We start from the raw sequence: 26,212 nt of genomic DNA, 5'->3' as shown, positions 1-26,212 counted from the left end.
GAAAAATATGTCTTTAAAAAGAGTAGTAATTAAAAATAAATTTTAACTTATATAAGGACTTATATGGAGTCAACCTCTGCGACTGCTGCTCCTGTAGTAGCCACTAATTCAAAGACACGAGTTTTGTTTGCAAGCTTAGTCGGTACAACCATTGAGTTCTTCGACTTTTATATCTATGCAACAGCTGCCGTGATTATCTTTCCACACCTATTTTTCCCTGCTAGTAGTGGCAGTGCCGCAGTCTTACAATCTCTGGCAACCTTTGCAATTGCCTTTATTGCTCGCCCTATTGGTGCTGCACTATTCGGCCATCTCGGAGACCGTATTGGCCGAAAAGCAACTTTAGTTGCAGCTTTACTGACCATGGGTATTTCGACCGTATGTATTGGTTTGCTTCCAACCTATACCCAAATCGGAATTGTCGCACCATTACTATTAGCCGTTTGTCGTTTAGGACAAGGTCTAGGCTTAGGCGGTGAATGGAGTGGCGCAGTATTATTAGCGACTGAAAATGCTCCAGAAGGTAAAAGAGCATGGTATGGCATGTTTCCACAGCTAGGTGCTCCAATTGGCTTTATTTTAGCAACAGGTTCTTTCTTATTATTAAGTGCAGCTATTCCTGAGCAAGCATTCATGCAATGGGGCTGGCGCATTCCATTTATTGCCAGTGCTGTATTGGTTATTGTTGGCTTATACATTCGCTTAAAGCTTCATGAAACTCCAGCTTTCCAAAAGGTTTTAGATAAGCAAAAAGAAGTTAATATTCCATTTAAAGAAGTATTAACTAAACATACAGGTAAACTTATTCTTGGCACATTTGCAGCAATTTGTACCTTTGTCGTGTTCTATCTTACTACCGTATTTGCTTTAAACTGGGGAACCACAAAGCTTGGCTATGCACGTGGTGAATTCTTAGAACTTCAACTCTTTGCTACACTTTGCTTTGCCGCATTCATTCCTTTATCGGCTATTTTTGCAGAAAAATTTGGTCGTAAAACAACTTCTATTGGCGTTTGTATTGCTGCTGCGATTTTCGGCTTGTTCTTCTCTAGTATGTTAGAGTCTGGAAATACCTTAATCGTCTTCCTTTTCTTATGTACTGGCTTGGCAATTATGGGCTTAACCTATGGTCCAATTGGTACAGTTCTTTCTGAACTTTTCCCAACTTCAGTTCGTTATACAGGTTCAGCATTAACTTTTAACTTGGCTGGTATTTTTGGTGCATCTTTTGCCCCACTCATTGCGACTAAGCTTGCTGAAACTTATGGTTTATATGCGGTTGGTTATTATCTTACTGCTGCATCACTTTTATCACTCATCGCGTTCTTACTCATTCGTGAAACAAAAAATGATGATGTAAATAACCAGATTTAAAGTTTTAAAAACACCCCATAAAAAAGCCGGTTCAAAATTGAACCGGCTTTTTTATACATATATGTCTTAATTCATTGTTGCTGGATTCGAAGGAGCCATACTATTTGATACAGCTGGAGCTGTAACATTGCTTGCTGCAACAGCTGCTGGTCCTGCTACAGCTGCTTCACCAATTAAAGCCACTTTTGCTTTTTCTTGGCTCTTTGCAGAGAGAGCTGGGTTAGTTGCCACAATACGATTGATGTTTGCTGAGTTTGCTGGAGCAATCGCAGTAGTTTGTAAAATAATTGGGCGATTATTTGTGTTCCCCAACGTATAGCGAATACCAGTACGTGGGCTAATCACTGTAGTATTTTCTTGCTTCACTACAGCTTGAGCCGAAGTTGGGCCTTTTGCTGCAAGAACTTTATCAACCGTTGTCGTTTGAGGGGCTGAAGCTGTTTCTGCTGCGAAAACAAAACTAGGCACAGCAAGAACAGTTAAAAATAAAGGTTGTAATACTTTTTTCATTGTCTTTCCAACATACACTCTGGATGAGAAGTAAATATCATTTAATGCTTAAAACTGCAAACATTATTCACAGGCTTACTACAAACATAAAAAAAGCAGAACAATTGTTCTGCTTTTTTGTGAAGGCAGATTAGATCTTACCGTGACATTGCTTATATTTTAGTCCTGAACCACATGGACATGGCGCATTGCGACTTTCTGGAACAGGGAAAGTTTGCTGATCGGCAGACTCGTTCATGGTTTCTTGAGAAAGTGTAACTTCACCAGTTAAACCATCTACATCATCATGTTCAAAAGAAAGCTTCATTGATTCAGCTTGCTGCTGCTGTTGAGCTTCCATTTCTGCAAGTTCTTCTGGTGTTGGGATATGTACACGAGACAAATCAGTCACAACATCAGTTTTAATAATACCCAACATATTTACAAACAGGTTGAAAGCTTCTTTCTTATATTCCTGTTCAGGATTCTTTTGCGCATAGCCACGTAAGTGAATACCTTGACGCAAATAATCCATTGCAGCTAAGTGATCTTTCCAATGGCGATCAAGAGAGTTTAAAACGAAATGACGTTCAAGCATTGCTGCCGATTCGTCACCCATTTGAGCACGGCGCTGACGATAACGCTCAATCACTTCATCGCTAATGCGCTCAACTAAACCTTCTTCATCTAAACGACGATCTTGGTCTAACCATTGTTGAATTGGCAGCTCAATACCTAAATCAATACGTAAAGCATTTTCTAAACCTTCCACATCCCACTGGTCATGAATTGACTCTGGTGGAATAAAGTTAGCAATCATGCCTTGCATCACTTCACGATGCATTTCTTCAACATATTCTTTTAAGGTATTTTCAGCTAATACTTCATCACGTTGTGAATAAATAATCTTACGCTGTTCATTATTCACGTCATCGTATTTCAATAAGTTTTTACGAATATCGAAGTTACGCGCTTCAACTTTACGCTGAGCATTCTCAATCGAACGGCTCACCATTTTATGTTCAATCGCTTCGTCTTCTTTCAAACCCATCGCGCGCATCATACCAACGACACGGTCGCCTGCGAAAATACGCATAAGGTCATCTTCAAGAGACAAATAGAAACGAGAAACACCAGGGTCACCCTGACGACCGGCACGACCACGTAACTGGTTATCAATACGACGTGATTCATGGCGTTCAGAACCAATAATATGCAAACCACCCGCTTGCAATACATCTTCGTGGTCCTGCTCCCATTGTGCTTTCAGACGTGCTTCATCTTCTGCAGTTGGGTTCTCTAGTTTGGCAAGCTTAGCTTTCCAGTTACCACCCAAGATAATGTCCGTACCACGGCCAGCCATGTTAGTTGCAATCGTTACTGCATTCGGGCTACCCGCCTGAGCAATAATGTCCGCTTCACGCTCATGCTGCTTTGCATTCAACACTTCATGGTGAATACCAGCTTGCATTAACTTAGAAGATAAAATTTCACTGGCTTCAATCGTTGCCGTACCAATCAGAATCGGAGCAACACCTTGCTGACGAATATTCATAATTTCTTGAATAATCGCGTTATATTTGCCGTTACGGTTTAAATAAATTAAATCGTTTTGGTCGTTACGAATCATTGGGCGATGCGTTGGAATAATCACAACATCAAGGCCGTAAATTTCTTTCATTTCCGCAGCTTCAGTATCAGCAGTACCTGTCATACCTGAAAGCTTTTTATATAGACGGAAATAGTTCTGGAATGTTGTTGTTGCTAAGGTTTGGTTTTCAGGCTGAATTTCCAAGCCTTCTTTTGCTTCAACAGCTTGATGTAAACCTTCTGACCAACGACGACCCGGCATCGTACGACCCGTATGTTCATCAACAATAACGACTTCACCCTCATGAATAATATAGTGAACATCGCGTTGGAACAGGAAATGCGCACGGATAGCAGCCGACACATGATGAACAAGATTTAGGTTTGTTGCTGAATATAAGCTTTCGCCTTCGGCCAACAAGCCCATTTGAATAAGTTCTTGTTCAACAGTTTCATAACCGATTTCGGTCATTTCAACTGAACGCTGCTTTTCATCAATCCAGAAATGCCCACCATCTGCTACTTTTTCTTCTTTTTGCGGATGTAATTTAGGTGGAATCGTATTGATTGCACTGTAGAGGTGTGAAGAATCTTCACTTTGACCAGAAATAATTAATGGTGTACGTGCCTCATCAATCAAGATGGAGTCAACTTCATCGATAATGGCATAGTGCAAACCACGTTGTTTCTTTTCTGCTAAAGAAAACACCATGTTGTCACGAAGGTAGTCAAAACCAAATTCGTTATTGGTACCGTAAGTAATATCAGCAAGGTAAGCTGCCGCTTTTTCTGACGGACCTTGCATTGAATAAATCGTACCAATTGATAGACCCAAAAACTCAAATAATGGGCGGTTCAACTCGGCATCACGCTGTGCCAAATAATCGTTCACAGTAATGACATGCACACCTTGGCCACTCAAAGCGTTTAAATAACACGCCAAAGTACCCATGAGGGTTTTACCTTCACCAGTACGCATCTCGGCAATCTTACCTTCATGTAAGGTAATACCACCAATTAACTGAACGTCATAGTGACGCATCCCCATCACACGTTTAGCGGCCTCACGACACACTGCAAACGCTTCTGGAAGTAATTTATCTAAACTTTCGCCATTATTATAACGTTGTTTGAATTCTGGAGTTTTTGCAGATAAGTCTGCATCGCTTAAAGCTGATATCGTCGGCTCGAGCGCATTGATTTGCTCAACAATTTTGCGCATGCGTTTGAGTTCACGCTCATTTTTTGTACCGAAGATACCTCCGATCAGACTTGCCAACATGGATAAACTCTCTAAATCTTGCTTGGTCAAATGAATAAACTTTTTCTCAGTCGTTTATTATGGTGCCAGAAATTTGAAGTACAAGGGGTTTGCACAAAACCCCTAAAAAAAATCTGATAGTTAGATGAACGGTTTTTCATTCATCTAATCTCCCCTTAATGTGCCGAGCACCAAAAACACACCATTAACGCTCATCGATTAAGCATAACTTCCGAGAAATCTAATTTAGCAAATTTACCTTAAAGTTACATTGATTAAGCAGTTAAAATAATGAGTTTTAGTCATATATATTTACACTTATATAAAAAATTCATAATAAAATACAAAAACAATAATTTTAATCATAAAGCAAATGCTGCATATTCTTTTGATCGAATGACAAATTATGAGCAATTGAGGAACGATCATGACACTACGATTAGGAGATACTGCTCCCGATTTTCAACAAGAATCGAGTGAAGGCACAATTAATTTTTATGATTTTTTAGGGGATAGTTGGGGGATTTTATTTTCGCATCCGGCTGACTATACCCCCGTATGTACAACTGAGTTAGGTTACACAGCAAAATTAAAAGATGAATTTACGAAGCGTAATGTTAAAGCGATTGCTTTGTCAGTAGACGATGTAGAGTCTCATAAAGGCTGGATCAACGATATTAATGAAACACAAAATACAACTGTCAACTTCCCTATCATTGCGGATAAAGACCGTAAGGTATCTGAGCTCTATGGTTTTATCCACCCTAAGGCCAGTGAAACACTGACGGTACGCTCATTAGTGATTATTGATCCTAACAAAAAAGTTCGCTTAATCATTACCTACCCTGCTTCAACTGGCCGAAATTTTAATGAAGTCTTACGTGTTGTTGATTCTTTACAGTTAACAGATAAACATAAAGTCGCTACACCAGCGAATTGGCAGCAGGGTGAAGATGTCGTTATTGTGCCATCACTTAAAGATGAAGAAGAAATTAAACAGCGCTTCCCTAAAGGCTATACAGCAGTTAAACCTTATTTACGCCTCACGCCACAGCCTGAAAGCAATAAAACCGACTAAAGGTTTTATTGCTTTCAAGACAAACGAAGTGCGTAGGCACGAGAGATTAAATATCACACCTTAAAAAGTCATCCAACGCGGTGGCTTTTTTATTTATGCATTGAATACTCATGGTTTTTATTGTTCAGATCAGTTATAACTCGAACCGATTCGGTAAAAAAATAAAAATCATGATCTATAAGATTCATCATTTAAAGTGTGGCAGTATGTGCCCGGTTTGTGCGCCATTATTTGGACAAAAAGGCTTCCGAGCTGAGGTAATCTGTCATTGCCTTCTGGTTGAAACTGATCGAGGCTTAGTACTTATCGATACGGGCTTTGGCTTGCAAGACTACTTACATATGAAGCAGCGCTTAGGCCCATTAGTGAAACGTCTAGGCAAGATTGAGCATAATCTTGAATTTAGCGCGATCCAGCAAATCCAAAAGCTCGGATTTAGCCCTAAAGATGTACAGCACATCTTTGTTACTCATCTTGATTTTGACCATGCTGGTGGTATCTCAGATTTTCCCCATGCCACAGTCCATGTTTTAGCAGCAGAATATAATGCGGCTCAACTTCCAAATCTTAAAGGCAAACTTCGCTATAGAACCAATCAATATAAAGACCATCGATATTGGAACTTTGTTGAATATCAAAAAGGTGAAAGATGGTTCAACCTCGAAAAAGTAAAAGGTTTTCCCCTATTTCAAGATGAAATTTTAATGGTACCGCTCCTAGGTCACTCGGCTGGACATTGCGGTATTGCTATAAAGCAAAAAAAACACTGGTTATTATTTAGTGGAGATGCTTACTACTCACACCGAGAGTTAAATCCTAAAAATAAATTAAGATCGCTCAGTCTGCTGGAAAAAACATTTGCAGAGGATAATGAAAAACGTATTTTCAACCTTAAGCGCTTACAGCATTTAGCTCAACATGAGCCAACAATTGAAATAATTTGTGCTCACGACCCCGATGAGCTGAAACGGTATCAAACATGAAGAAATTATCACTCCTTACACTTGTGATCTGTATAAATCTACAAGGCTGTATGCAGCACGAAAGTATTGCTCATGAGCATCGACCACAAGATTGGGGAAGCTTAGTTTCTCAAACCCATAACTTTTACCAAATTAGTAATGATGTTTTTCGCAGTGAACAACCAAATGCTGCCATGATTTCAGAATTAAAGAAAAATCAAATTGGAACGATCATTAATTTGAGGGCCAAAGACGCAGATACTTTAGTTTTTAAAAATGAAAATTTTAATCTTGTACACATTCCTATCAACACATGGGCAATTAACCGACAAGATTTATTAGAAGTCATGCAACAAATCAAAATTGCTAAGCAGAATGATCAACGCGTTTTATTGCATTGTTACCATGGTTCAGATCGTACAGGGGCCAGCGTTGCCATGTATCGCATTATTTTTGAAAATTGGGCAATTGATGATGCCGTTAAAGAAATGAAACACGGAGGTTATGGTTATCATATTATTTGGAAGAACATTGACCGGTTATTTACTCCTGAAAATGTAAGATGGATTCAACAACAATTGTCGAATTCTAGCAGCTAAAGACTCGAGTGTTTTTGCATACAAACCCAATTACTAGGCAAATAAATTGGCTCAATCACCCACTTATTGATCGTTTTCATTTTTAGCAAATACATCGAAAAATATATATTTAAAGAGAGATAACTATCAAAAATATGTTTTATTTTTATGATTTTCCCAAAGCGGCGTTGCTAAGCAATATCTTCAAAATCTCAGAATCACCACCATCGCTGTCTGTTACTAATAAAAAGACTTCGCCATTAGATCTAGATTCAAACCAAGTAATCCCTTCAACCTTGATTGGCAGCGTCTGTCCTTTCGCATCTTGAATCAAATGAGTCGCTAAAGCTTTACCATCAGGTGAAAACACCAAGATAAAACTTCCTAAGACAACACCATCATCATAGGTATTGAGTGTTTGTTCGACCGTAGCTGTAGCAACAATCAAATTTTTATCCGCTAAAAAACAAGCATCTGAAATGCCGCTTGCTGAACCATCAAGCTCAGCTAAGCTCAGTTTGAGGGAATGTATAAGTGTATTTGCTAAGGGTTCTTCTGCTTGAATTTTAATTAAATCAAAGATTAAAACCCCATGATGGCTATTTATGTTACCACGTTGAAAAATATAGAGATAACGATGGTCTGAACATATGGCTTCTATATTGAGATCAGCCCCACCTGTTAACTCAACCTGATGCTGCAAAAAATCATAATCAACCGCATCCAAGAAGGTCCTGACCTGATCATTGGCAGGGTTATAAAGTAATGCTCGTTTTCGATTTTCTGTTGAACCCGACCCCATCACCAAAAGCTGTGATTGTCCGTTCCAACTTATGGAGGTTAAAGCCTCAAAATCAGGTTTCTGTTTTTTGCTTAATACACTGAGCGGTATTTGCTCTGAGGGATCAAATAATGGAATTTTTTCAAAGACCTTTGCATCGGCCATGTTCTGGGTTCGCTTGATTCTTAATAGATAAGGGAGATTATCGCCAACAAAATAAACATCCTCCCCCACACAAGCAACTCCAGACAGCGCGCTAATCATTGAATCTTGTGCAAAAACAAATTTTTCTAATATTTTAATTATTGTATTCATCTTCAAGATCCCCTATTGAATGGAACACTCCTCACAAGAATACAGCCTTTGAAGTGTTCCAGATTTGATTTAGGGGATGATCAGCCTTTATCGCTGATCAAGCGGCACCCAGTCAATTACCCAAGCTGATTTCATATTTAAGCTTGAATCAGAAGTAATTTTTTTACGAGCTGCATCTGCTGTATCACGGTCTTTCGCAGGACCAACCATAATACGGATTCCCTTACTGGTTGGGCTTGTAGTTACCTTATAGCCCTTAGCTCGTAATTTAGAAACCACTGCATCTGCATTTGCTTGGTTAGCAGCCAAAGCCACTTGAACCATCCACTTTTTATCACCGTTTTCAAGCAGTTCACGCGCCTTTTCAGCTTCAGCTTTTTTCTCCGCTTCCGCTTTTCGTTTAGCATCAGAAGCTTTTTTATCAGCTTCTGCTTGGCGTTTAGCTTCGGCTGCTTTCTTATCAGCCTCTGCTTGGCGTTTGGCTTCAGCTGCTTTCTTGTCTGCTTCTGCTTGGCGCTTAGCATCTGCCGCTTTTTTATCAGCTTCTGCTTGGCGTTTGGCTTCGGCTGTTTTCTTATCAACTTCCGCTTGGCGTTTGGCTTCAGTTGTTTTTTTATCCGCTTCTGCTTGGCGCTTAGCATCTGCTGCTTTTTTATCAGCTTCTGCTTGTCGTTTTGCTTCAGCAGCTTTTTTATCTGCATCTATTTTTGAAGTAGCAGTTGTTTTATTCACCGTATTGGTTTGCTGGTTTTTAGCTTTCGCCTCACCCACTAACTCTGGTGGAATATTATCTGAACTTTCTTGAGCCGCTGTACGGCGCGCATTAATTGCAGCGTACTCTGCTGCGGCTTTACGAGCAGCATCAGCCTCAGCCTGCTGCTGCATTGCTAAAAACTCAGCTGCACGTGCTTCTTGTTCGGCAACAGCCTTTTCACGCGCACGACGTTGTTCTTCAAGCAAACGTTTTTCAGTTTCAACGTCAACCGCAAGCGGTTGCAGTTGTACCATTTGCCCTTCAGTTGTCTGTTTTGGTTTAGTTTGAGTTTTTGGCGATGTGGATGCGGATGGTTGAACTTCAACCTGTTTTATTTCCTCATTTCCTTTTAGAAGTAATGCTGCCAATAAAACACCACCTCCTAGTAAAACAACGCCACCCATCCAGCGTTGTTTGTTATTCATTGACATTCTTCCAAATACTCCCAAATCGCTTCTAAAGTATGAAACGAACCACAGGCCAAAATCAGCTGATTGTTATTTGTTTGCTCAAGCGCTGATTTAAAAGCCTCTTTGATATTGCCATATTGTTGTACTGTCTGGCCTTGCAAGGCATCATTGAGTTGCTGAATCGATGCAGCACGCGGCACATTCAATTCAGCAATTTTCCAATGTAAAACAGTAGGTTTCAATAAATCGACTACTGATTTTATATCTTTATCTGCCAGCATTGAAAATACTGCGACAACTTCTGTGTACTGTTTATTGTATTCTAAGAAATTTCGCAATTGCTTTAACAAAAATTCAACACCATGAGGATTGTGTCCAGCATCAAAAATTACCGTTTTCCCATCCACTTGGCGCTGTTCAAAACGCCCTGCTAAGCGAGCAGATTGAATACCTTTTTCTAATGCTGACTGAGAAATCTCAAGTCCGCTATTTAAAATGGCAGCAACTGCCCCAGCAATATTTTCAATCGCTAATGTACCTAACGGAAATTTTAAAGTAGTTCCTTCCGAAGCAAAGTACCAGTTTTGTCCATCATCTGCGAGCTTATAAAAATAATCACGATTAATAGTATATAACTCTGCTTGTGTACTTTGTGCTTTATCTTGAATTGCTTGCGGCAATGGTTGCTCGCCTGCAAAAATAACCGGAATATGTGGACGAATAATACCTGCTTTTTCAAAAGCAATTTTTTCGATGGTATCGCCTAACCAATCTGTGTGATCTAGGCCAATATTAGTAATTACTGCAATGTCGGGATCAATCACATTGACGACATCTAAACGCCCGCCCAAACCGACTTCGAGCACCCATACATCACATTGTTGTTGTTTAAAAATAACAAAAGCAGCCAAAGTGGTTGCTTCAAAAAAAGATAAGCTTAAATCGCAATCGCGACGAGCCTGATCGACTTGAACAAAAGCATCAATCAGACTTTGATCATCGACTTCGACTCCACCTAATTTGACTCGCTCATTAAAGCGATAGATATGCGGTGACTGATATAGCCCAACTTTATAACCTTGTGCGTTTAATATCGCAGCCAGTGTAGTTGTAGTTGAGCCTTTACCATTCGTTCCGGCTACTGTAAAAACTTTAGCATGGGGCTGAGTTACACCCAGCTTTTCTGCAACAGGAATTACACGTTCCAGACCAAGATCTATCCCTGTAACGTGAACATGGCTCCAATAATTGAGCCATGTATCTAAAGAGTCTATTGAAAGTGGAGCTTGTTGGTTCAAGGTAAGTTCATCAATTTCGATACAAGTCGAGATACAGTATCACGTAAAGCATGACGATGAACAATCTGATCGATTACACCATGATCAAGCAAATATTCAGCACGTTGGAACGGTTCTTCTAGTGTTTCACGTACAGTTTGCTCAATTACACGTTTACCAGCAAAGCCAATCATCGCTTTAGGTTCAGCAATATGAATATCACCCAACATTGCTAATGAAGCTGTTACACCACCATATACAGGATGTGTTAACACCACGATATACGGTAAGCCAGCATCTTTTAATTTTTGAATCGCAGCAGAAGTACGCGCCATTTGCATAAGCGATAACATACCTTCTTGCATACGCGCGCCACCAGAAGCTGCGAAACAGATTAATGGTTGACGTTTTTCAATTGCAAGCTCGGCAGCCTGAACAAAGCGATCACCTACAACCGTACCCATTGAGCCGCCCATAAAGTCGAACTCAAAAGCACATGCAATCATATCCACGCCATTTAAGTTACCTTGCATGGCAATTAAAGCTTCCGTTTCACCAGTTTTAGTTTGCGCTTCACGCATACGATCTGGATACGGTTTAGAGTCAACAAACTTTAGTGGATCTTTGGCACTAAATTCTTGGCCCAATTCAGTTACAACATTGTCGAAGAACCAGTTCAAGCGGTCACGAGCTTTCATACGTAAATGTTCATCACATTGCGGACAAACATACGCATTGAAAGATATTGCTGTACGTGTCACTAGTGCATGACATTCAGGACATTCAATCGTTGGCTCAGTAAATGTTGCTTTGAGAATTTGTTGCTCATCTGCGACCTCAATACCTGGAACCGGACGTTTTGTCCATGGTGTCGAAGGGCTAAGAACTTTCCCTGGTTTCACTTCTTGATTCATACTAACTCATCGAGCGCTGCTCGAAGCTCCTTGACTTTACTCACCGTCTGTTCAACAGCGTCATCCGCTGCCAACGTTGCAAAATTTTTAACGAAAGCACTACCTACAATCACGGCATCAGCAACGTTACCCATTGCTTTTGCTGAAGCGGCATCACTAATACCAAAACCAACACCTACTGGAATATCAGTAGCACTTTTGATCTTTTGAATACGTGCAGCAGCTTCTGCCGTATCAAGTGTTGCGGCTCCCGTTACACCTTTCAGTGAAACGTAGTAGATAAATCCACTTGCCTGATTTGCCACATGTTGAATGCGTTGATCTGTAGAAGTTGGTGCAAGCAAGAAAATTTGGTCCATATCATGTTGTTTCAACACAGCACCAAATTCTTTTGACTCTTCTGGTGGTAAATCCACAAGTAATAAGCCATCTACACCACATTGTTTCGCATGAGAAACAAACTTCTCGTAACCAATCACTTCAACCGGATTTAGATAACCCATTAAAACAACAGGTGTTTCCTGATCCTGCTCACGGAACTCTTTTACCATGTTAAGTGCATCCAACGTATTGGTCCCTGCTGCAAGCGCACGTTCAGCTGCAAGCGCAATTACCGGGCCATCAGCCATTGGATCTGAAAATGGTAAACCAAGCTCAATGACATCTACTCCTGCCGCAACCATTTTATGCAGTAACGGAACCGTTACTTGTGGCTGTGGATCACCCGCCATAACATAAGATACAAGCGCTTTACGTTGTTGGGACTTAAGCTTTTCAAAACGGGTGGCAAGACGTGACATAGGGTTGTGCTTTCCTTGAATTATTTAAAATTGAGGAGTTGTTTGTAGAAATACAAGAACATCGCATTTTAACGCTATTTTTTGTCCATTGAACAGCTCTAACGTTATGGCGATATTCGATTGTATGATTCATACAACCCATGGCGTACATTTATCAATATTTTGAAACTTTTCTCAATGATCAAAGCTTCCTATTTTCGAGCCATTATTAGACCCTAGCATGAACAAGAAATCACCACCCAAAAGTTATTTCTCAATATTTTTATGCGCGAGTTGTAATTGCCTTTTACGTGTGAGTAAAGTTTGTCCTGTCAAATTTTTATGTGCACGCGCAAGCGCCGACTGGTCCGAATATCCCAACTGTTCAGCAATTACAGTCAGGCTTTCATTTTGGTGAAGTAATATTTCACAGCGCTTCATCCGTTCAGTATCTAAAATTAATTTAAATGAAGTGTTTAACGACTGTAGTTGGCGTTGCAAGCTTCGTACTGAGATATTCAACTCAATAGCAATATCCTCTATTTTCGGGGCTTGTTGCTTGTGCTTAAAATATTCATGAACAATCCAATGTATTTGCTGAGCTAAATCTGTATGTATTTTCCGCTGAGCCAATGCCTCTTCTGCCTGTTTCACCAAAAGTTGCATTAGAGTTGGGTCGGCCTGACGAGGACGAACACTTAATCCTTCACTTGCAAAAGTTAATGCATAGTAAGGTTGCTCAAATGATAATTTGCATTGAAAGAAACGCTGATAATGTACTAATGCTCCACGGGAGCGATGTACAAACTCAACATGCTGCAAGAGGAAATCATGAAAAGGAGCAATTTGTTTAGCAAGTTGTACCATAGCTGCCAATGTTAGCTCACAAAGTATAATATTGCTGTCATCAACCAAAGGCCAATACAAACGGATGCTAGAAGTATCTTGTTCGATTTTCATAGGCACGACTTGCTCACCGTCAATGACGAGACGATGAAATTTCATGACATATTCAAGAACCTCTGCGAAACTGCCGCTTCGAGAAGCCATATAGCCCAATACACCAAAATTGGCAGGTGTAATACAAGTTGCCATTTCCAAAGCTAAATTAGAAACTTGTAGACGAGACTCTGTCAGCTCTAAGAGTTCAAGAAAAAAGTGTAAAGAAGATTGAGCATCAATAGATGAAGCTAAAATATTTTGAACCTGACGAGCCTGAACGTCCGTAAGATTTAATCCCTGCCAATCGATTCCTCTTTCTTTTAAGTAAGTGTTCCACAAATAAAAATAGCCATTTGAAATCGTAAAATCCTGCATGGCTCATCCTTTTTTTAATGCCATCTTGTCGCAAACTGTATAAAAATTGGTAATAACTGTCAAAACAAAGCCGACCATTCACGACATACTAATGAACATGTTAGATGCGAGAAATAAAAATATGAACGCACATGTTTCTTATCAAGTCGAACCCGTGGTTCGTAAAGATCTGGATTTTCATTTAAACGAAGCACCACGCTTTTGGTTTAATAATGATCCTTTTTTGACTCGTATGTTTGATGCACTCAGCTTAACCTTTCCTGATGGAGAGCGTTATTTTATCGAATGTGTTCGTATGTTCCGTGACAAAATTGATGATCCAGAACTACAAAAACGAGTTGTGGACTTTATTAAACAAGAAGCTCAACACGGTATTGCTCATGACAAAATGAATCAGCTCATGAAAGAACAAGGTATGCCTGTTGACCAATTCACAGCTACCTTGAAAAGAATTTTTCGTTTTGAACTCACCAAACGCTCACCGCAATACAATATTGCAATGACAGCGGCAGCTGAACATTTAACGGCATTAATGGCAGAAACGTTTTATAGCAATAAAAAAACTTTGGAAAATGCTCACCCCTATATTCGAGCGCTGTTTGCGTGGCATGCCATTGAAGAGATGGAGCACCGTGATGTTGCTTTTGATGTCATGAAACAAGTAGGTGAAGTACCAGAGTCAACTCGTCGTTTTGTATTGGTTCTTACGACTGTACTCATGTTTGGTTTTACACTCTATCGCACCAATATCATGTTGAAATGTGATGGCTTTAGTTCTAGAGAAAGACTCTTGATGAGCCTTAAAGGCTTACCTTGGTTCTTTGGTAAAAATGGCACCTTAACCGCCATGAAAAGCCAATATTTAGATTGGTTTAAAAAAGATTTTCATCCAAGTCAGCATCCAGTCATTCGTCAATATCCAGTTTGGATCGAAACACTTGAAAAGACAAATGATCCTATTGCAGCGGGTGAAGCATTTTGGCAAGCAGGTTTATAACCTGCTTGTTACCATTTTGCATAATGTTGTTCTAGTAAACCGTATTGTTCGTTGCAATTGATGATATCGGATGCCTCATGTTCAATCGTGCCACTAATTTTAGCTTGCCACTGATTGAACTGGCTGCCGATCATTCTTAAATTAATATTTTCGTATCTACACCAACCAATATGCACTTGTAGATTAAGCTTTTGATCTAGAGAGCTAATTTGCCAACGTTCATCATTTACTTTTTCAAATAAAACATCTGTTAGTGAAAATAAAACTCCGTTAATCCATAAGCAGTTTTCATTACCAAAGCTTTCATTAACCCCTGAAGCTAAATTTAAACCAATACGTCGTCCTTGCTCGTCCCAAAAGTTACATGAAAGCCAGAACCAAGCCGTTTCAGGTCGCAGAAAACCACAAGTATCATCTAGTGATGCAAATGTCTTTTCATCAAATTGTACAACTTGGTTTTGTTTATTAATAAACATGCCTTCTACAGCAAGCGTGGTCTGCTTTTGAGTATAAGTCCAACCGTTAATGCCAGTTGGTGTACATAAACTTAATATGTCTGTTCCAGCACAAAAAATTCGAGCGCTAAGTTGAATCTCACCATATTTCGTGACTCGAATGTACCGCACACCATTGGCATGCTGAATATCAAACTGATAAGGAGATTTAGAAAAATAACTTTGATTAAACAACGGCTGTTCATCAAGATAGGTTTTATGCCCTAAAGGCTGAATGGCATTCCACTCAATAACCTGCCCCGTTTTATGATCATAAATATAGAAAAAACCGTGCCCAACCCAGCCAATATCTGCAATAGCCAGACCAATACTATAGTGTTTATGTTGAATGCCGCAGAATTTGAATTTTTTATATTTTAATTGCTTACGCCAGCCTTTTAAGACCTTACCATACGGCGTTTTATAAATATAATGTTGTACATGAATGGTGGACGGTACAGATTCAAAACGCCCATAACGAGGCTGCCCATTTTCTTGAATTAAATCCATTTACCCACTTCCATATGAATATTAGATTTCAAATGACCTATACCACGGTCAAATACGTATTTTCCCAAGTTGCTGCAGCAAAATCGCCTTTTATTAAATGAATATAGCGCCCTGCTACACAATCTATTGCTAAGCAGTCATCAATATCAATAACTCGATCTGTATGTGCTTTTTGCCACTGCTGATCTATAAATTGTTTACCTAATTGTTTGGCAATGACCGCATTGGGTGCAACCACAAACTCATAACGATGAAGCTCACCGAATTCATGCGCATTATATCCACCCAAATTAATTAAATATAATTTAAAATCATCTGGTTGTGGAGCAGCATCTGTAAAATGAATTTGATAATTTTGCCCTTGAGAGCTAACTCCTGAGAGCTTGGCCCAAGCATCGATATGCAACCCTTGAGCCTCACCAAACCAAGCCTGTTTAAGTTGAGGATAAACTTCTTCCAAAGTATCCCCTACCGCCATGACTACATCATGAACTTCTGTATTAGCGCGGGCATGGCGCCCGCCCAACATCACCATAAACAAGCTTGGCATTATAGTTCTCTTACATCTCGACCATTTCTACGCCATCAATGCGTGCAACTGTCATTAAATCTTTATCACCACGGCCTGAAACAGTCGCAATAATAATCTGATCTTTAGACATCGTTGGTGCAAGCTTAGAGACGTACGCCATCGCATGTGAGCTTTCAAGTGCAGGAATAATCCCTTCGATTTTGGTTAAATCACGGAAACCTTGCAGAGCTTCTGTATCATTAATTGGCACATATTCTACGCGCTTCATATCTTTCAAGAAGCTATGTTCAGGGCCAACACCCGGATAATCAAGGCCCGCCGAGATACTATGTGTCTCAATGATCTGGCCTTGTTCATCACTCATTAAGTAAGTACGGTTACCGTGTAATACCCCCACATGACCTGCATTTAATGGTGCAGAGTGTTTACCAGTTTCAATACCAAAACCAGCTGCTTCAACACCATACATTTTCACGTTGGCATCGTTTAAGAATGGATAGAACAAGCCCATTGCATTTGAACCACCACCCACGCATGCAACCAATGCATCTGGTAAGCGACCTGCTTGTTCCAAAATCTGTTTACGTGCTTCACGGCCAATAATCGACTGGAAGTCACGGACGAGTTGAGGGTAAGGGTGCGGGCCTGCAACCGTACCAATGACATAGTAAGTCGTATCAACATTGGTTACCCAGTCACGCATCGCTTCGTTCATGGCATCTTTCAAAGTTTTAGAACCACTTTGCACAGGTACAACTGTTGCACCCAACAAACGCATACGATAAACGTTCATCGCTTGACGCTTAACATCTTCGGCACCCATATAAACAACACATTCAAGGCCCAAACGTGCTGCAATTGTTGCAGTTGCTACACCATGCTGCCCTGCACCAGTCTCAGCAATAATACGTTTTTTACCGGAAAGCTTTGCCAATAACGCCTGACCAATCGTGTTATTTACCTTGTGTGAGCCTGTATGGTTTAAGTCTTCACGTTTAAGATAAATTTGCGCACCACCTAACTCTTTTGACCATCGCTCAGCATAATAAAGTGGACTAGGACGACCTACATAGTAGGCTAGATCGCGGTCGAATTCTGCCAGAAACTGTTCATCATTTTTCATGCGAGAATAGAGATTTTCTAAATCTTCTAATGCCGCCATGAGTGTTTCTGACACAAAACGTCCGCCATGGATACCGAAATGCCCTGCAGCATCTGGGTACTGTGTATAGTCAATCACATTATTTTGCTGATCCACGTTGGACTCCTTGCATAAATCGTTCAATGAGTTGTTGGTCTTTTATACCTTTTGCGGACTCTACGCCTCCGCTCACATCTACTGCAAAAGCACCGGTAGTATGAATAGCGTCAATGACATTGTCAGGGGTTAAACCCCCTGCCAAGATTAAAGGAATATCAAGTTTTGGAAATTTAGACCAGTCAAACTGATGTCCTGTGCCCCCTTTAAGCTCAGGATGCCACGCATCGAGCAATACAGCACTGGCACCAGCCATCTGATATTTTTGAATTTCAGCAATTACATCTAAATCAGGTTTAACCTGAATCGCTTTATACCAGCGACGTTTACAATGGCGAGCTATTTCCTGACATTGTTCAGGAGTTTCATCGCCATGTAGTTGTAATACATCTAGGGGAATACAATCAAGTACATCCTGAATTTCAGTAGCACTTGCATTAACAAACAAACCAACCATTTGTACATAAGGTGGAATTACTTTTGCTAATTTTTCTGCCTGTTCAACTGTCACATGTCTTGGACTCGGCGGGAAAAAAACAAAACCTATCGCATCTGCTCCAGCAGCAACAACTGCCTGAACATCTTCAATGCGAGTAATTCCACAGATTTTTGCTCGTGTACGTTTTTGGTTTGATTGGCTCATGAGCTGTTTAAACTACAACCATTTCTTAAAATAAGCGCCATTGTAATGCAATTTTTGCCCCTTGCGTAAAAGTTCTCTGGGAATTGGGCTAAATGACATTGTATGAAATAAATCGTCACTTTATACTGCGTAAAATTGGAAGCAAGTGTAAGCAATTAATGCTTTAGGGAAGCTGGTGAAAGTCCGGCACTGCCCCCGCAACGGTAACAATGTAAAGCATATTTTTTAAGTCGAGAGCGACTTACACCACTGCAGTCATGTGGGAAGGTGAATATGTCCATAACATAAATATGGCGCTGAAGTCCGGAGACCTACTTGTTTCATCTATCTACCCGATCATTCACGTGGGGTGAATGTATGGAGCATGTTATGTCTAAGTCTTTTCAACCTACTCGTCTGGTAGGGGCTATCGCTATTGCGATGGGGTTTTCACCTGTTATTTTTGCTGAAGATGCAACGAACGCAACTCAACTTGATCCAATTGTAGTCACTGCTTCAAAAAGTGCTGAAAAAGCGAGTGAAGTTCCGGCGCGTATTAACATTATTGAACCAAAGGTTCTCGAACAATCCCCTATCGCTTCTTTACCACAATTATTACAAACCGATGCTTCCATCAATATGGTGCAAAGTGGTGGTATGGGACAACTTGCAGAGATTTATTTACGAGGTACAGAATCTGATCATACTCTCGTGCTACGAGATGGAATTCGACTAAATAATGCATCCTCAGGAACAGCAAGTCTTGCATTTATTGACACAACAGATATTAAACAAATTGAAGTATTGAAAGGGCCTGCCTCTGTTCTCTATGGTACGGATGCAATTGGCGGAGTAATTCAGCTCGTTTCAAAAACACCTGAAAAGAATAGAGCTTTTATCACGGGTGAAATTGGCGAGAATAAAACTTATAAATCAGTTATTGGCGCTGATTTATATGAAGATGGTTTTTATGCCCAAATTCGTGGACAACGCTTAGAGTCTGATGCAACTAAAGTAACTAATCAAAAAACCAACTCATCAGATACAGCATCATTTGATCAGAAAGGTTTTAGTACAAAGTTTGGTGTTGAGCAGAAAGATTACGGTATTTCTGTTGACTATAGCCATAATGAAGGTTCAAGCCTTTATGATGCTTATACATTTAATGGTGCATTGCTTAAACAAGACTTCGAAAATGAGATTATCAATTTACGTAGCCGTTTAAATGTAACAAATAACCTAGAATTAAATACTCGCTTATCACAATTCAAAGATGAAGTTAATCAAAAAGACTCTACTGATTTTGTTCACAGCAAAACGCAGGAAGTAGAGCTATATAGCAAATGGAAGTTTTTACCACAGCAAACACTCTTAGTTGGTGCCACCCACCGTACGTTGGATGGAGATATTCTATCTTATGGAGCACCATACAATGAGAACGTAGACTCGACAGGGTATTATCTTCAACATCAATTCAATGGTGATAGATTAAACACTCAAGTCGGTGTTCGCGTAGAAGATAATGAAAAATATGGCTCACATACTGTTGGTCAAATTGCTGCACGTTACCAACTCTTAGATAAAACAAGTATCTATACCAATATTGGTAGTGCATTTAAATCGCCAACGCTTAATGAACTTTTCAACTCATGGAACGGCAACCCAGATTTAAAACCAGAAGAAAGTACATCTTATGAAATTGGTATAGATCAAGCTCTACCAGCAGGTTTTAAAACAGGTTTATCTGCTTACTATACTGAAGTTGAAGATCTTATCGGCTCAGTGAACTTTGGTAAATTAACTAATATTAATAAAGCAACTTACCAAGGTGGTGAATTTTATATTGGTTGGCAGAAAGATGATCTTTTTGCAAAAGCAACTTATAGCTATGTCAAACCCGAAAACGAAGAGACTCATCAGGATTTAAATCGTCGCCCTCGTCAAGGATTAACCTTAACAACAGGTCTACAAAATGAAGTTTATGGTATTAGTGCTTCGCTCGTTGCAAAATCTAAGTCGAAAGACTGGGATAGCAATTACAAGAATCCAGGTTACGCAACTGTAGATATTAATGCTTACTGGAATATGAATCCGCACATTAAATTGTTTACTAATATTCAAAATATTGGAGATGTTGAATACAAAACAGCTTATCAAGACCAAGGATACTATTATGTCAACGGCGGCCGTCTCGCATCAGCTGGTGTGACCTTAAGCTACTAAGCAAAACTTTATTATAAAAATATTTTCTTAACTCCAGTTTCGGGGTAATGTTCTGACCGACATTATCCCTTTTTTATGTTCAGGATATCCATCATGGGACACCGTTTAAGCAAGATCTATACACGTACAGGCGACTCAGGCACCACAGGTTTAGGCGATGGTTCTCGTGTTGCCAAGGATGACTTACGAGTAGCCGCGCTTGGTGATGTTGATGAACTCAATGCCATTATTGGGGTACTTCGTGCTCAAATTACCGATAGCCAAGTAACTGAGAAGGCCGCTTGGGATAAAAGCTTAAGTTTGATTCAACATTGGCTATTCGACTTAGGTGGAGAGATTTGTATTCCAAACTACAACCTACTCCAGCCCGTTTGTATTGAATTTCTTGAAAAAGAAATTGACCGTATGAATGAAGATTTGCCTATGTTGAAAGAGTTTATTCTGCCGTCTGGCACTTTATCGTGCAGTTACGCTCATCAAGCACGTGCTGTTTGTCGTCGTGCAGAACGATCTCTAATGTCGGTACAAACTCGTGATCAAAATATTCAGACAACTGCCCTTCAGTTAATTAACCGTTTATCTGACTGGTTATTTGTTGCATCACGTGCTTTACAGCGTGCCGAAGGTGGTCAAGAAGTGCTTTGGCAAAAAAATATTAATGAGATTATTTAAAAATAGATTAGATTAAACATGGTCTCTACTTTTTAAAGAGACCATAGGCAAAAGATTTTATAGAAGAAAATTATGCGCATTATTGGTCATCGTGGTGCACGCCGAGAAGCCCCTGAAAATACATTAGGTGGGTTTCAGCACATAAAGAATTTAGGTATTCGCGGTGTCGAATTTGATATTCGTCAGCTTCAAGACGAAGAGTTGGTTGTCATTCATGATGACAATTTTTTACGTACAGCCGGAGTCGATCAAATTGTAGAGCAATCGACATTGGCTCAAGCGTTATCATTTGACCATCGTCAAAACTGGCCTGACTGGCCAAATTCAGAGCCAACACCTACACTCACAGGCGTTTTAAACTTACTTAATAAATTCGATCATATTGAAGTGGAAGTGAAAGCTGTAAGAGACATGGCTTTAGCTGAAAAACTCGTTCAAGAGCTTGAGACTGAATTACAGGGTTTTGAGAAAGTCGTCACCATCACAAGTTTTGATCTTCAAATTTTAACTGCTTTACGCGATATAAACTCTCAATTTAAACGCGGATTGTTAGTCGAGCTTCCTGTTGGGGTAACTGCGATAGAACTCGCCCATCAATATGGTTGCTGTCATATTGGTTGGCACGATCAGCTGGCAACAGATGAAATGATTAAACTGTCTCATCAAGCTAATTTGAACATTAGTGTGTGGACAGTCAATGATGTAGAAAGAGCAAAAAGGCTACGTGATTTAGATGTTCAGGGCTTAATTACAGATATTCCGACCACGATGTTACAGGTCCTATAAATATAAAAAAGGTGGTAAAAACCACCTTTTACTTCTTTTGTGCCTGAATGAGGCGTTGCCCATTCTGATCAAGTAGATATAGCGTATTACCTACGAGCTGGAAGCGTTGAATACGTTGCAAAGCATCTACCAATTCTGCCTCTTGCGCCAAAGCACCATCACAACTTGAATGGCCTGCATTTACTTGCATATCAAGTTTTTGCTGGCTGAAATTAAATGTATAACGACCAAAAACTCCATTACAGCCAGTATGTCCAGACACTGTTTTGACCGAAGAATTTAAAGATAGAGTCGGCCACTGTGTAAAAAATTTTGCCTTATGACCGCTGATCTGAGTGATCTGCCAATCAATATCTTGAATGCCATCCGGACTCACTCTCTTTTTTACAATAGGAGCTTGAATCTGATGAACTGTTCTTTTTGCTTGAACGTTTTTTGTATTCTGTTCGGGTGCACTTTGACATGCGGCTAATACAAGACTGATTGTGACCAAGACACACTTCAAAGATAATTTTCTTGAAATATCAATGCGGTTCTTTTTTTTCAATCGTTGTACGTTCATTAAACAACTTCTCCTGCTTGAAAAACTCTCTGACATAGTTTAATTCTGTTACGGTTCTTTCAATACATCTGTACAATAATGCTAGTGATTCTCACTAAGCACGTGCTAATATGAAGGATAGAATAGCAATATATCTTGATGATTGGTTTTGCTATGTCGTTTTGTCTTTGTACCTTGTTTCACAAGGATTCTAGGAGCGCTGCCGGATATGACTTCCGCCCCACTCAAAGCCCCAATTAACTGGACCGCTAGCATTACCTTAATTGGTTTACCAATTCTTGCCGCAATCATAATCCCGATTTATGCGTATTATTATGATTTTAGTGTAAGCGCATGGGTAAGCCTATTTTTTCTTTTAGCTCTAAGTAGTATGGGGATTACTGCTGGTTACCATCGCCTTTGGGCTCACCGAGCTTATGAAGCGTCGTTACCGCTTAAAATTCTTTTAATGATCGGTGGTACATTTGCCGTGCAAAATAGTATTTTGTTCTGGGCATCTGGTCACCGTACTCACCATCGACATGTTGATGATGTTGATGAAGATCCATATTCAATTGAGCGTGGTTTTTGGTATGCCCATATGGGTTGGATGATCCGTGATCATTCACCATCTGAGCCGGATTTTAAAAATGCACCAGACCTACTCAACGATAAATTGGTCATGTTCCAACATAAATACTATGGTTTATTGGTAGTTGCAGTTCATGTTGGTATTTTAGGCTTAATCGGTTGGGCGACTGGCGACCTATGGGGTGTAGTACTCTTGGGTGGTTTAGTACGTTTAATCATTAGCCATCAAGTGACTTTCTTTATTAACTCACTTTGCCATATGTTTGGTAAACGTCCTTATACAGACGAAAACTCAGCACGTGACAATTTCTGGTTAGCCATCGCCACTTGGGGCGAGGGTTACCACAACTATCACCATATCTTCCAATATGACTATCGTAATGGTGTGAAATGGTGGCAATATGATCCAACTAAATGGTTGATCTGGTCATGTTCTAAAATTGGTTTAGCTAAAAATTTACGTCGTATTCCAAGCTTTAATATTAAAAAAGCAGAATTGGCGATGAAATTTAAATATGCTGAACAAGACCTTGCTATTTATGGTCATGATGTAAATGCAGACATTACTCAAATGAAGCAACGTATTGCACAAGAGTACGAAGCATTTACACACACCTTAAATGATTGGGCGAAACTTAAAGAACAAGAGTTACAAGCTAAAAAAGCAGCAATGGCTGAAAAGATTCATAGAATGGATCATAAGCTTAAAGTTGATTTCCAATTGCTTGAACATCGTCTAAGTCATCATCGTGAATGCTTAGAAACACTTATGCGTAGTGTTAAAAAGAATACCAATGTAGTATCAGACTAAATTAAATTCTGATCTAAAATAGCTCTTTCGGGAGCTATTTTTATGCCTGCTTTTTAACTGTGTTATAGTGAAATCCGCTCTCTTTATTTTGCTAAGCCTATGCAGTTTAATCCGCTCTACCCTTCACTTCCGTCTAAATTATTTCATGTTCAGCAGCCATCACCGTTACGTGGTGCAAAGGCAGGACATTTTAACAGCGCATTGGCTGATGAACTGCAATGGTCAGAAGACGATAAAAATGCATGGGTTGAGATCTGTAGTGGACAACGTACTTTCACTGAATTTCCTCCACTTGCGATGGTTTATGCTGGCCATCAATTCGGACAATGGGCAGGTCAACTTGGTGATGGTCGTGGTTTACTGATTGCGCAAATATTGAATACAAAGGGCCAAACCATCGACCTTCATCTCAAAGGTGCAGGCCCTACGCCTTATTCAAGAATGGGAGATGGGCGAGCAGTATTACGTTCTGTGGTCCGTGAATATTTAGCAGGACATGCGCTAAATGCTTTAGGCGTCGCTTCTAGTCACGCAGTCGGTTTTACAACCTCGACTCAAGGTGTACAGCGTGAAAAACTAGAGTTAGGTGCAATGCTACTTAGAACATCTGAATGTCATATTCGTTTAGGACACTTCGAATGGATTAATCAATATGCACCTGAGTTGCTGTCAGAATTTACTCAAAAATGTATTGAATGGCACTATCCAGAATGCCTAGAAACTGAAAATCCAATTTTATCTTTTGCAAAAAAGGTAGTTGAACGTACTGCAATTATGATTGCGAAATGGCAATTGGTTGGATTTGCTCATGGTGTAATGAATACCGACAACTTAAATATTACAGGTTCAACACTCGATTTTGGTCCATATGGCTTTATGGAGCGTTTTCGCCCAAACTGGATCAACAATCACTCGGATTACCAAGGTCGTTATACTTACCAAAATCAACCAAGTATAGGCCATTGGAACTTATGGACGTGGTTAAATAACTTAATTCCTCTTGCTGAACCTGAACAAAAAGATCAGTTCAAAGAAGAGTTAGCACGTTGCTTAGAACAATTTGAACCGATCTTTTTAGAGCACTATGGGCAAGGTTTATGTCAAAAGATGGGACTTCCTCATTTCCATAAAGACAGTCTTGATTGTAGTTTTGCTTTTTTAAGAATCTTACAAACTGAACAACTCGATTACACGCAAAGTTTTATTCGTCTTCAAAACAAAGAATACAAAGCTTTACGAGATGATTGTCTTGATATTCGTCAATTTGATGCGTTTATTAGCCAATATGACAGCATCCGTGAGCATCAAGATATTGATGAACTTGATGCCAATATGCAAAAAGCAAATCCAGTTTATGTTTTACGGAACCACATGGCGCAGCGTGCTATTGAAGCAGCTGAGAAAGATGATTTTAGTGAAGTTGACCGTTTATTTAAACTACTCAACCATCCTTACACAAGACAGCCAAATTTGGAAAACCCGGAAGATTTAGGCCCGTTACCAAGCGATATGCCTGATGTGGCAGTGAGTTGTTCGTCTTAATTTTTTATCCACATTTTCTGTGGATAACATTGTGGTTATCCACAGAATAACTTTTATGAAGACTTACTCTTCAGGATATTCGAAGCGGTAACCTACACCATAAACAGCTTGAATCCATTCATGGCGGTTACCAGTTTCAGCCGCTTCACTAATTTTTCGGCGCAAGTTTTTGATATGGCTGTCAATCACGCGATCGGCAACATCAAAGCTATCCGGATTAATATGATCCAATAATTGTGCACGCGAATAAACTTGCCCCACATGCTCTAAAAATAGCTCAAGTAAGCGAAATTCGGTTGGCGTTAAGCTCAATGATTTTTGTTGATACCAAATTCTTTGCTGAGCTTTATCGATTCGGAACGAATCATTTTGTTCAGGCTCTGCCTTACGCTCTAAACGGCGTAGCACAGCTTGTACGCGAGCAACAAGTTCTTTTGGACTAAATGGCTTACATACATAATCATCAGCGCCCATGTTGAGACCTAGTACACGGTCAATTTCTTCGGTACGGGCAGTGACCATAATAATCGGTAAATCTGACTGCTCACGAACTTTACGGCAAATAGTCAAACCATCCATTCTTGGAACCATTAAGTCCAAAATCATCAAATTTGGTTTACGTTGCTGGAAACTCGCATAGGCATCCTGACCATCATGAAACATACTTACTTCAAAACCGGCAGCTTCAAGATAATCACGTACCAAATGCGCTAATTCGACTTCATCTTCAACCAACATCACATGTTTCATGAGA

The 26,212-nt window shown here is 39.9% G+C and carries 24 protein-coding genes and 1 riboswitch; of the genes, 10 read left to right on the top strand and 14 right to left on the bottom strand.

What is annotated here, in order from left to right:
• Positions 1-63 precede the first annotated feature (63 nt).
• Positions 64-1,374, top strand: coding sequence for an MFS transporter (yhjE, locus tag SOI81_RS02905; RefSeq protein WP_239975430.1), 1,311 nt, complete (start codon positions 64-66; stop codon positions 1,372-1,374).
• 66 nt (positions 1,375-1,440) lie between these two features.
• Here the strand turns inward: yhjE and SOI81_RS02900 are convergent, their stop codons facing one another.
• Positions 1,441-1,884, bottom strand: coding sequence for a hypothetical protein (locus SOI81_RS02900; protein ID WP_224992730.1), 444 nt, complete (start codon positions 1,882-1,884; stop codon positions 1,441-1,443).
• 130 nt (positions 1,885-2,014) lie between these two features.
• Positions 2,015-4,735 carry a preprotein translocase subunit SecA gene (gene secA / locus SOI81_RS02895; RefSeq protein ID WP_016143089.1) on the bottom strand — a complete coding sequence of 907 codons (2,721 nt, stop codon included), beginning with the start codon at positions 4,733-4,735 and terminating at the stop codon, positions 2,015-2,017.
• 406 nt (positions 4,736-5,141) lie between these two features.
• Here secA and SOI81_RS02890 point away from each other — a divergent pair, with 406 nt between their 5' ends.
• The 3 genes from SOI81_RS02890 to SOI81_RS02880 all read left to right on the top strand — a co-directional run bounded on the left by SOI81_RS02890 (position 5,142) and on the right by SOI81_RS02880 (position 7,353).
• Positions 5,142-5,792, top strand: coding sequence for a peroxiredoxin (locus SOI81_RS02890; RefSeq protein ID WP_239975431.1), 651 nt, complete (start codon positions 5,142-5,144; stop codon positions 5,790-5,792).
• A 170-nt stretch (positions 5,793-5,962) separates the two neighbouring features.
• The gene (locus tag SOI81_RS02885; protein ID WP_239975482.1) at positions 5,963-6,775 is read left to right on the top strand and encodes an MBL fold metallo-hydrolase; all 813 of its coding nucleotides are present in this window, start codon (positions 5,963-5,965) and stop codon (positions 6,773-6,775) included.
• Entirely contained in the window at positions 6,772-7,353 is a 582-nt protein-coding gene (locus tag SOI81_RS02880) for a dual specificity protein phosphatase family protein (RefSeq protein WP_239975432.1), read from the top strand. The genes SOI81_RS02885 and SOI81_RS02880 overlap by 4 nt, the downstream gene beginning before the upstream one ends.
• 145 nt (positions 7,354-7,498) lie before the next feature.
• Here SOI81_RS02880 and SOI81_RS02875 read toward each other — a convergent pair whose 3' ends face one another.
• The 6 genes from SOI81_RS02875 to SOI81_RS02850 form a co-directional block, all read right to left on the bottom strand.
• Positions 7,499-8,428 carry a DUF6929 family protein gene (locus SOI81_RS02875; protein WP_239975433.1) on the bottom strand — a complete coding sequence of 310 codons (930 nt, stop codon included), beginning with the start codon at positions 8,426-8,428 and terminating at the stop codon, positions 7,499-7,501.
• Positions 8,429-8,515: 87 nt separating this feature from the next.
• Entirely contained in the window at positions 8,516-9,613 is a 1,098-nt protein-coding gene (locus SOI81_RS02870) for an SPOR domain-containing protein (RefSeq protein ID WP_239975434.1), read from the bottom strand.
• Complete coding sequence (folC, locus tag SOI81_RS02865) at positions 9,604-10,890, bottom strand: bifunctional tetrahydrofolate synthase/dihydrofolate synthase (protein ID WP_239975435.1); 1,287 nt, start codon at positions 10,888-10,890, stop codon at positions 9,604-9,606. Before folC ends, SOI81_RS02870 begins: the two co-directional genes overlap by 10 nt.
• Positions 10,887-11,783 carry an acetyl-CoA carboxylase, carboxyltransferase subunit beta gene (accD, locus tag SOI81_RS02860; protein WP_016143083.1) on the bottom strand — a complete coding sequence of 299 codons (897 nt, stop codon included), beginning with the start codon at positions 11,781-11,783 and terminating at the stop codon, positions 10,887-10,889. The genes folC and accD overlap by 4 nt, the downstream gene beginning before the upstream one ends.
• Positions 11,780-12,583, bottom strand: a complete 804-nt coding sequence (trpA, locus tag SOI81_RS02855) for a tryptophan synthase subunit alpha (protein ID WP_016143082.1) — start codon at positions 12,581-12,583, stop codon at positions 11,780-11,782. Before trpA ends, accD begins: the two co-directional genes overlap by 4 nt.
• A 246-nt stretch (positions 12,584-12,829) precedes the next feature.
• Entirely contained in the window at positions 12,830-13,879 is a 1,050-nt protein-coding gene (locus tag SOI81_RS02850; RefSeq protein WP_320541211.1) for an AraC family transcriptional regulator, read from the bottom strand.
• A 121-nt stretch (positions 13,880-14,000) separates the two neighbouring features.
• Between SOI81_RS02850 and SOI81_RS02845 the strand changes: the two genes are divergently transcribed.
• Positions 14,001-14,876 carry a metal-dependent hydrolase gene (locus SOI81_RS02845; protein WP_320541210.1) on the top strand — a complete coding sequence of 292 codons (876 nt, stop codon included), beginning with the start codon at positions 14,001-14,003 and terminating at the stop codon, positions 14,874-14,876.
• Positions 14,877-14,884: 8 nt separating this feature from the next.
• On the opposite strand, the gene SOI81_RS02840 is transcribed toward SOI81_RS02845, so the two are convergent.
• Genes SOI81_RS02840 through trpF form a run of 4 tightly spaced genes read right to left on the bottom strand, consistent with a single transcriptional unit; the run spans position 14,885 to position 18,313 of the window.
• Entirely contained in the window at positions 14,885-15,880 is a 996-nt protein-coding gene (locus SOI81_RS02840) for a DUF2804 domain-containing protein (RefSeq protein WP_320541209.1), read from the bottom strand.
• Positions 15,881-15,917: 37 nt separating this feature from the next.
• Positions 15,918-16,430 carry a DUF1543 domain-containing protein gene (locus SOI81_RS02835; RefSeq protein ID WP_239967389.1) on the bottom strand — a complete coding sequence of 171 codons (513 nt, stop codon included), beginning with the start codon at positions 16,428-16,430 and terminating at the stop codon, positions 15,918-15,920.
• 10 nt (positions 16,431-16,440) lie between these two features.
• Positions 16,441-17,670, bottom strand: coding sequence for a tryptophan synthase subunit beta (gene trpB / locus SOI81_RS02830; protein WP_002116129.1), 1,230 nt, complete (start codon positions 17,668-17,670; stop codon positions 16,441-16,443).
• Positions 17,654-18,313, bottom strand: coding sequence for a phosphoribosylanthranilate isomerase (gene trpF, locus SOI81_RS02825; RefSeq protein WP_262457644.1), 660 nt, complete (start codon positions 18,311-18,313; stop codon positions 17,654-17,656). The genes trpB and trpF overlap by 17 nt, the downstream gene beginning before the upstream one ends.
• A gap of 126 nt (positions 18,314-18,439) precedes the next feature.
• A riboswitch (cobalamin riboswitch) is annotated at positions 18,440-18,647 on the top strand.
• A gap of 35 nt (positions 18,648-18,682) precedes the next feature.
• Here trpF and SOI81_RS02820 point away from each other — a divergent pair.
• From SOI81_RS02820 to ugpQ, 3 genes are all read left to right on the top strand, one after another.
• The gene (locus SOI81_RS02820) at positions 18,683-20,515 is read left to right on the top strand and encodes a TonB-dependent receptor plug domain-containing protein (protein WP_262457643.1); all 1,833 of its coding nucleotides are present in this window, start codon (positions 18,683-18,685) and stop codon (positions 20,513-20,515) included.
• Between the two features lie 93 nt (positions 20,516-20,608).
• Positions 20,609-21,187 (top strand): cob(I)yrinic acid a,c-diamide adenosyltransferase, encoded by a 579-nt coding sequence (locus SOI81_RS02815; RefSeq protein WP_016143460.1) that lies wholly within the window; start codon positions 20,609-20,611, stop codon positions 21,185-21,187.
• Positions 21,188-21,259: 72 nt separating this feature from the next.
• Positions 21,260-21,973 (top strand): glycerophosphodiester phosphodiesterase, encoded by a 714-nt coding sequence (gene ugpQ / locus SOI81_RS02810; protein WP_320541208.1) that lies wholly within the window; start codon positions 21,260-21,262, stop codon positions 21,971-21,973.
• 28 nt (positions 21,974-22,001) lie between these two features.
• On the opposite strand, the gene SOI81_RS02805 is transcribed toward ugpQ, so the two are convergent.
• A complete protein-coding gene (locus SOI81_RS02805) occupies positions 22,002-22,535 on the bottom strand; it encodes an META domain-containing protein (RefSeq protein WP_239967394.1) in 534 nt (177 codons plus the stop codon).
• 208 nt (positions 22,536-22,743) lie between these two features.
• Here SOI81_RS02805 and SOI81_RS02800 point away from each other — a divergent pair, with 208 nt between their 5' ends.
• Both SOI81_RS02800 and SOI81_RS02795 read left to right on the top strand, forming a co-directional pair.
• On the top strand, positions 22,744-23,916 hold the full coding sequence (locus SOI81_RS02800; RefSeq protein ID WP_016143072.1) for an acyl-CoA desaturase: 1,173 nt from the start codon (positions 22,744-22,746) through the stop codon (positions 23,914-23,916).
• A 99-nt stretch (positions 23,917-24,015) separates the two neighbouring features.
• Positions 24,016-25,458: a protein adenylyltransferase SelO gene (locus tag SOI81_RS02795; RefSeq protein WP_262457639.1), complete on the top strand. Its 1,443-nt coding sequence runs from the start codon at positions 24,016-24,018 to the stop codon at positions 25,456-25,458.
• A gap of 63 nt (positions 25,459-25,521) precedes the next feature.
• Here SOI81_RS02795 and baeR read toward each other — a convergent pair whose 3' ends face one another.
• A complete protein-coding gene (gene baeR / locus SOI81_RS02790; RefSeq protein WP_002116101.1) occupies positions 25,522-26,208 on the bottom strand; it encodes a response regulator in 687 nt (228 codons plus the stop codon).
• Between the last annotated feature and the right edge of the window lie 4 nt (positions 26,209-26,212).

It is taken from the genome of Acinetobacter pittii (genome assembly GCF_034067285.1).
Lineage (GTDB): Bacteria > Pseudomonadota > Gammaproteobacteria > Pseudomonadales > Moraxellaceae > Acinetobacter > Acinetobacter pittii_E.
Note: the sequence above shows the minus strand (reverse complement) of the source record. Positions and strands in the feature narration are given on the sequence as shown.

Bases quoted from the DNA above. Each gene is read 5' to 3' on its own strand.
- yhjE (WP_239975430.1), top strand. From the start codon at position 64: ATGGAGTCAACCTCTGCGACTGCTGCTCCTGTAGTAGCCACTAATTCA.
- SOI81_RS02900 (WP_224992730.1), bottom strand. From the start codon at position 1,884: ATGAAAAAAGTATTACAACCTTTATTTTTAACTGTTCTTGCTGTGCCT.
- secA (WP_016143089.1), bottom strand. From the start codon at position 4,735: ATGTTGGCAAGTCTGATCGGAGGTATCTTCGGTACAAAAAATGAGCGT.
- SOI81_RS02890 (WP_239975431.1), top strand. From the start codon at position 5,142: ATGACACTACGATTAGGAGATACTGCTCCCGATTTTCAACAAGAATCG.
- SOI81_RS02885 (WP_239975482.1), top strand. From the start codon at position 5,963: ATGATCTATAAGATTCATCATTTAAAGTGTGGCAGTATGTGCCCGGTT.
- SOI81_RS02880 (WP_239975432.1), top strand. From the start codon at position 6,772: ATGAAGAAATTATCACTCCTTACACTTGTGATCTGTATAAATCTACAA.
- SOI81_RS02875 (WP_239975433.1), bottom strand. From the start codon at position 8,428: ATGAATACAATAATTAAAATATTAGAAAAATTTGTTTTTGCACAAGAT.
- SOI81_RS02870 (WP_239975434.1), bottom strand. From the start codon at position 9,613: ATGTCAATGAATAACAAACAACGCTGGATGGGTGGCGTTGTTTTACTA.
- accD (WP_016143083.1), bottom strand. From the start codon at position 11,783: ATGAATCAAGAAGTGAAACCAGGGAAAGTTCTTAGCCCTTCGACACCA.
- trpA (WP_016143082.1), bottom strand. From the start codon at position 12,583: ATGTCACGTCTTGCCACCCGTTTTGAAAAGCTTAAGTCCCAACAACGT.
- SOI81_RS02850 (WP_320541211.1), bottom strand. From the start codon at position 13,879: ATGCAGGATTTTACGATTTCAAATGGCTATTTTTATTTGTGGAACACT.
- SOI81_RS02845 (WP_320541210.1), top strand. From the start codon at position 14,001: ATGAACGCACATGTTTCTTATCAAGTCGAACCCGTGGTTCGTAAAGAT.
- SOI81_RS02840 (WP_320541209.1), bottom strand. From the start codon at position 15,880: ATGGATTTAATTCAAGAAAATGGGCAGCCTCGTTATGGGCGTTTTGAA.
- SOI81_RS02835 (WP_239967389.1), bottom strand. From the start codon at position 16,430: ATGCCAAGCTTGTTTATGGTGATGTTGGGCGGGCGCCATGCCCGCGCT.
- trpF (WP_262457644.1), bottom strand. From the start codon at position 18,313: ATGAGCCAATCAAACCAAAAACGTACACGAGCAAAAATCTGTGGAATT.
- SOI81_RS02820 (WP_262457643.1), top strand. From the start codon at position 18,683: ATGTCTAAGTCTTTTCAACCTACTCGTCTGGTAGGGGCTATCGCTATT.
- SOI81_RS02815 (WP_016143460.1), top strand. From the start codon at position 20,609: ATGGGACACCGTTTAAGCAAGATCTATACACGTACAGGCGACTCAGGC.
- ugpQ (WP_320541208.1), top strand. From the start codon at position 21,260: ATGCGCATTATTGGTCATCGTGGTGCACGCCGAGAAGCCCCTGAAAAT.
- SOI81_RS02805 (WP_239967394.1), bottom strand. From the start codon at position 22,535: ATGAACGTACAACGATTGAAAAAAAAGAACCGCATTGATATTTCAAGA.
- SOI81_RS02800 (WP_016143072.1), top strand. From the start codon at position 22,744: ATGACTTCCGCCCCACTCAAAGCCCCAATTAACTGGACCGCTAGCATT.
- SOI81_RS02795 (WP_262457639.1), top strand. From the start codon at position 24,016: ATGCAGTTTAATCCGCTCTACCCTTCACTTCCGTCTAAATTATTTCAT.
- baeR (WP_002116101.1), bottom strand. From the start codon at position 26,208: ATGAAACATGTGATGTTGGTTGAAGATGAAGTCGAATTAGCGCATTTG.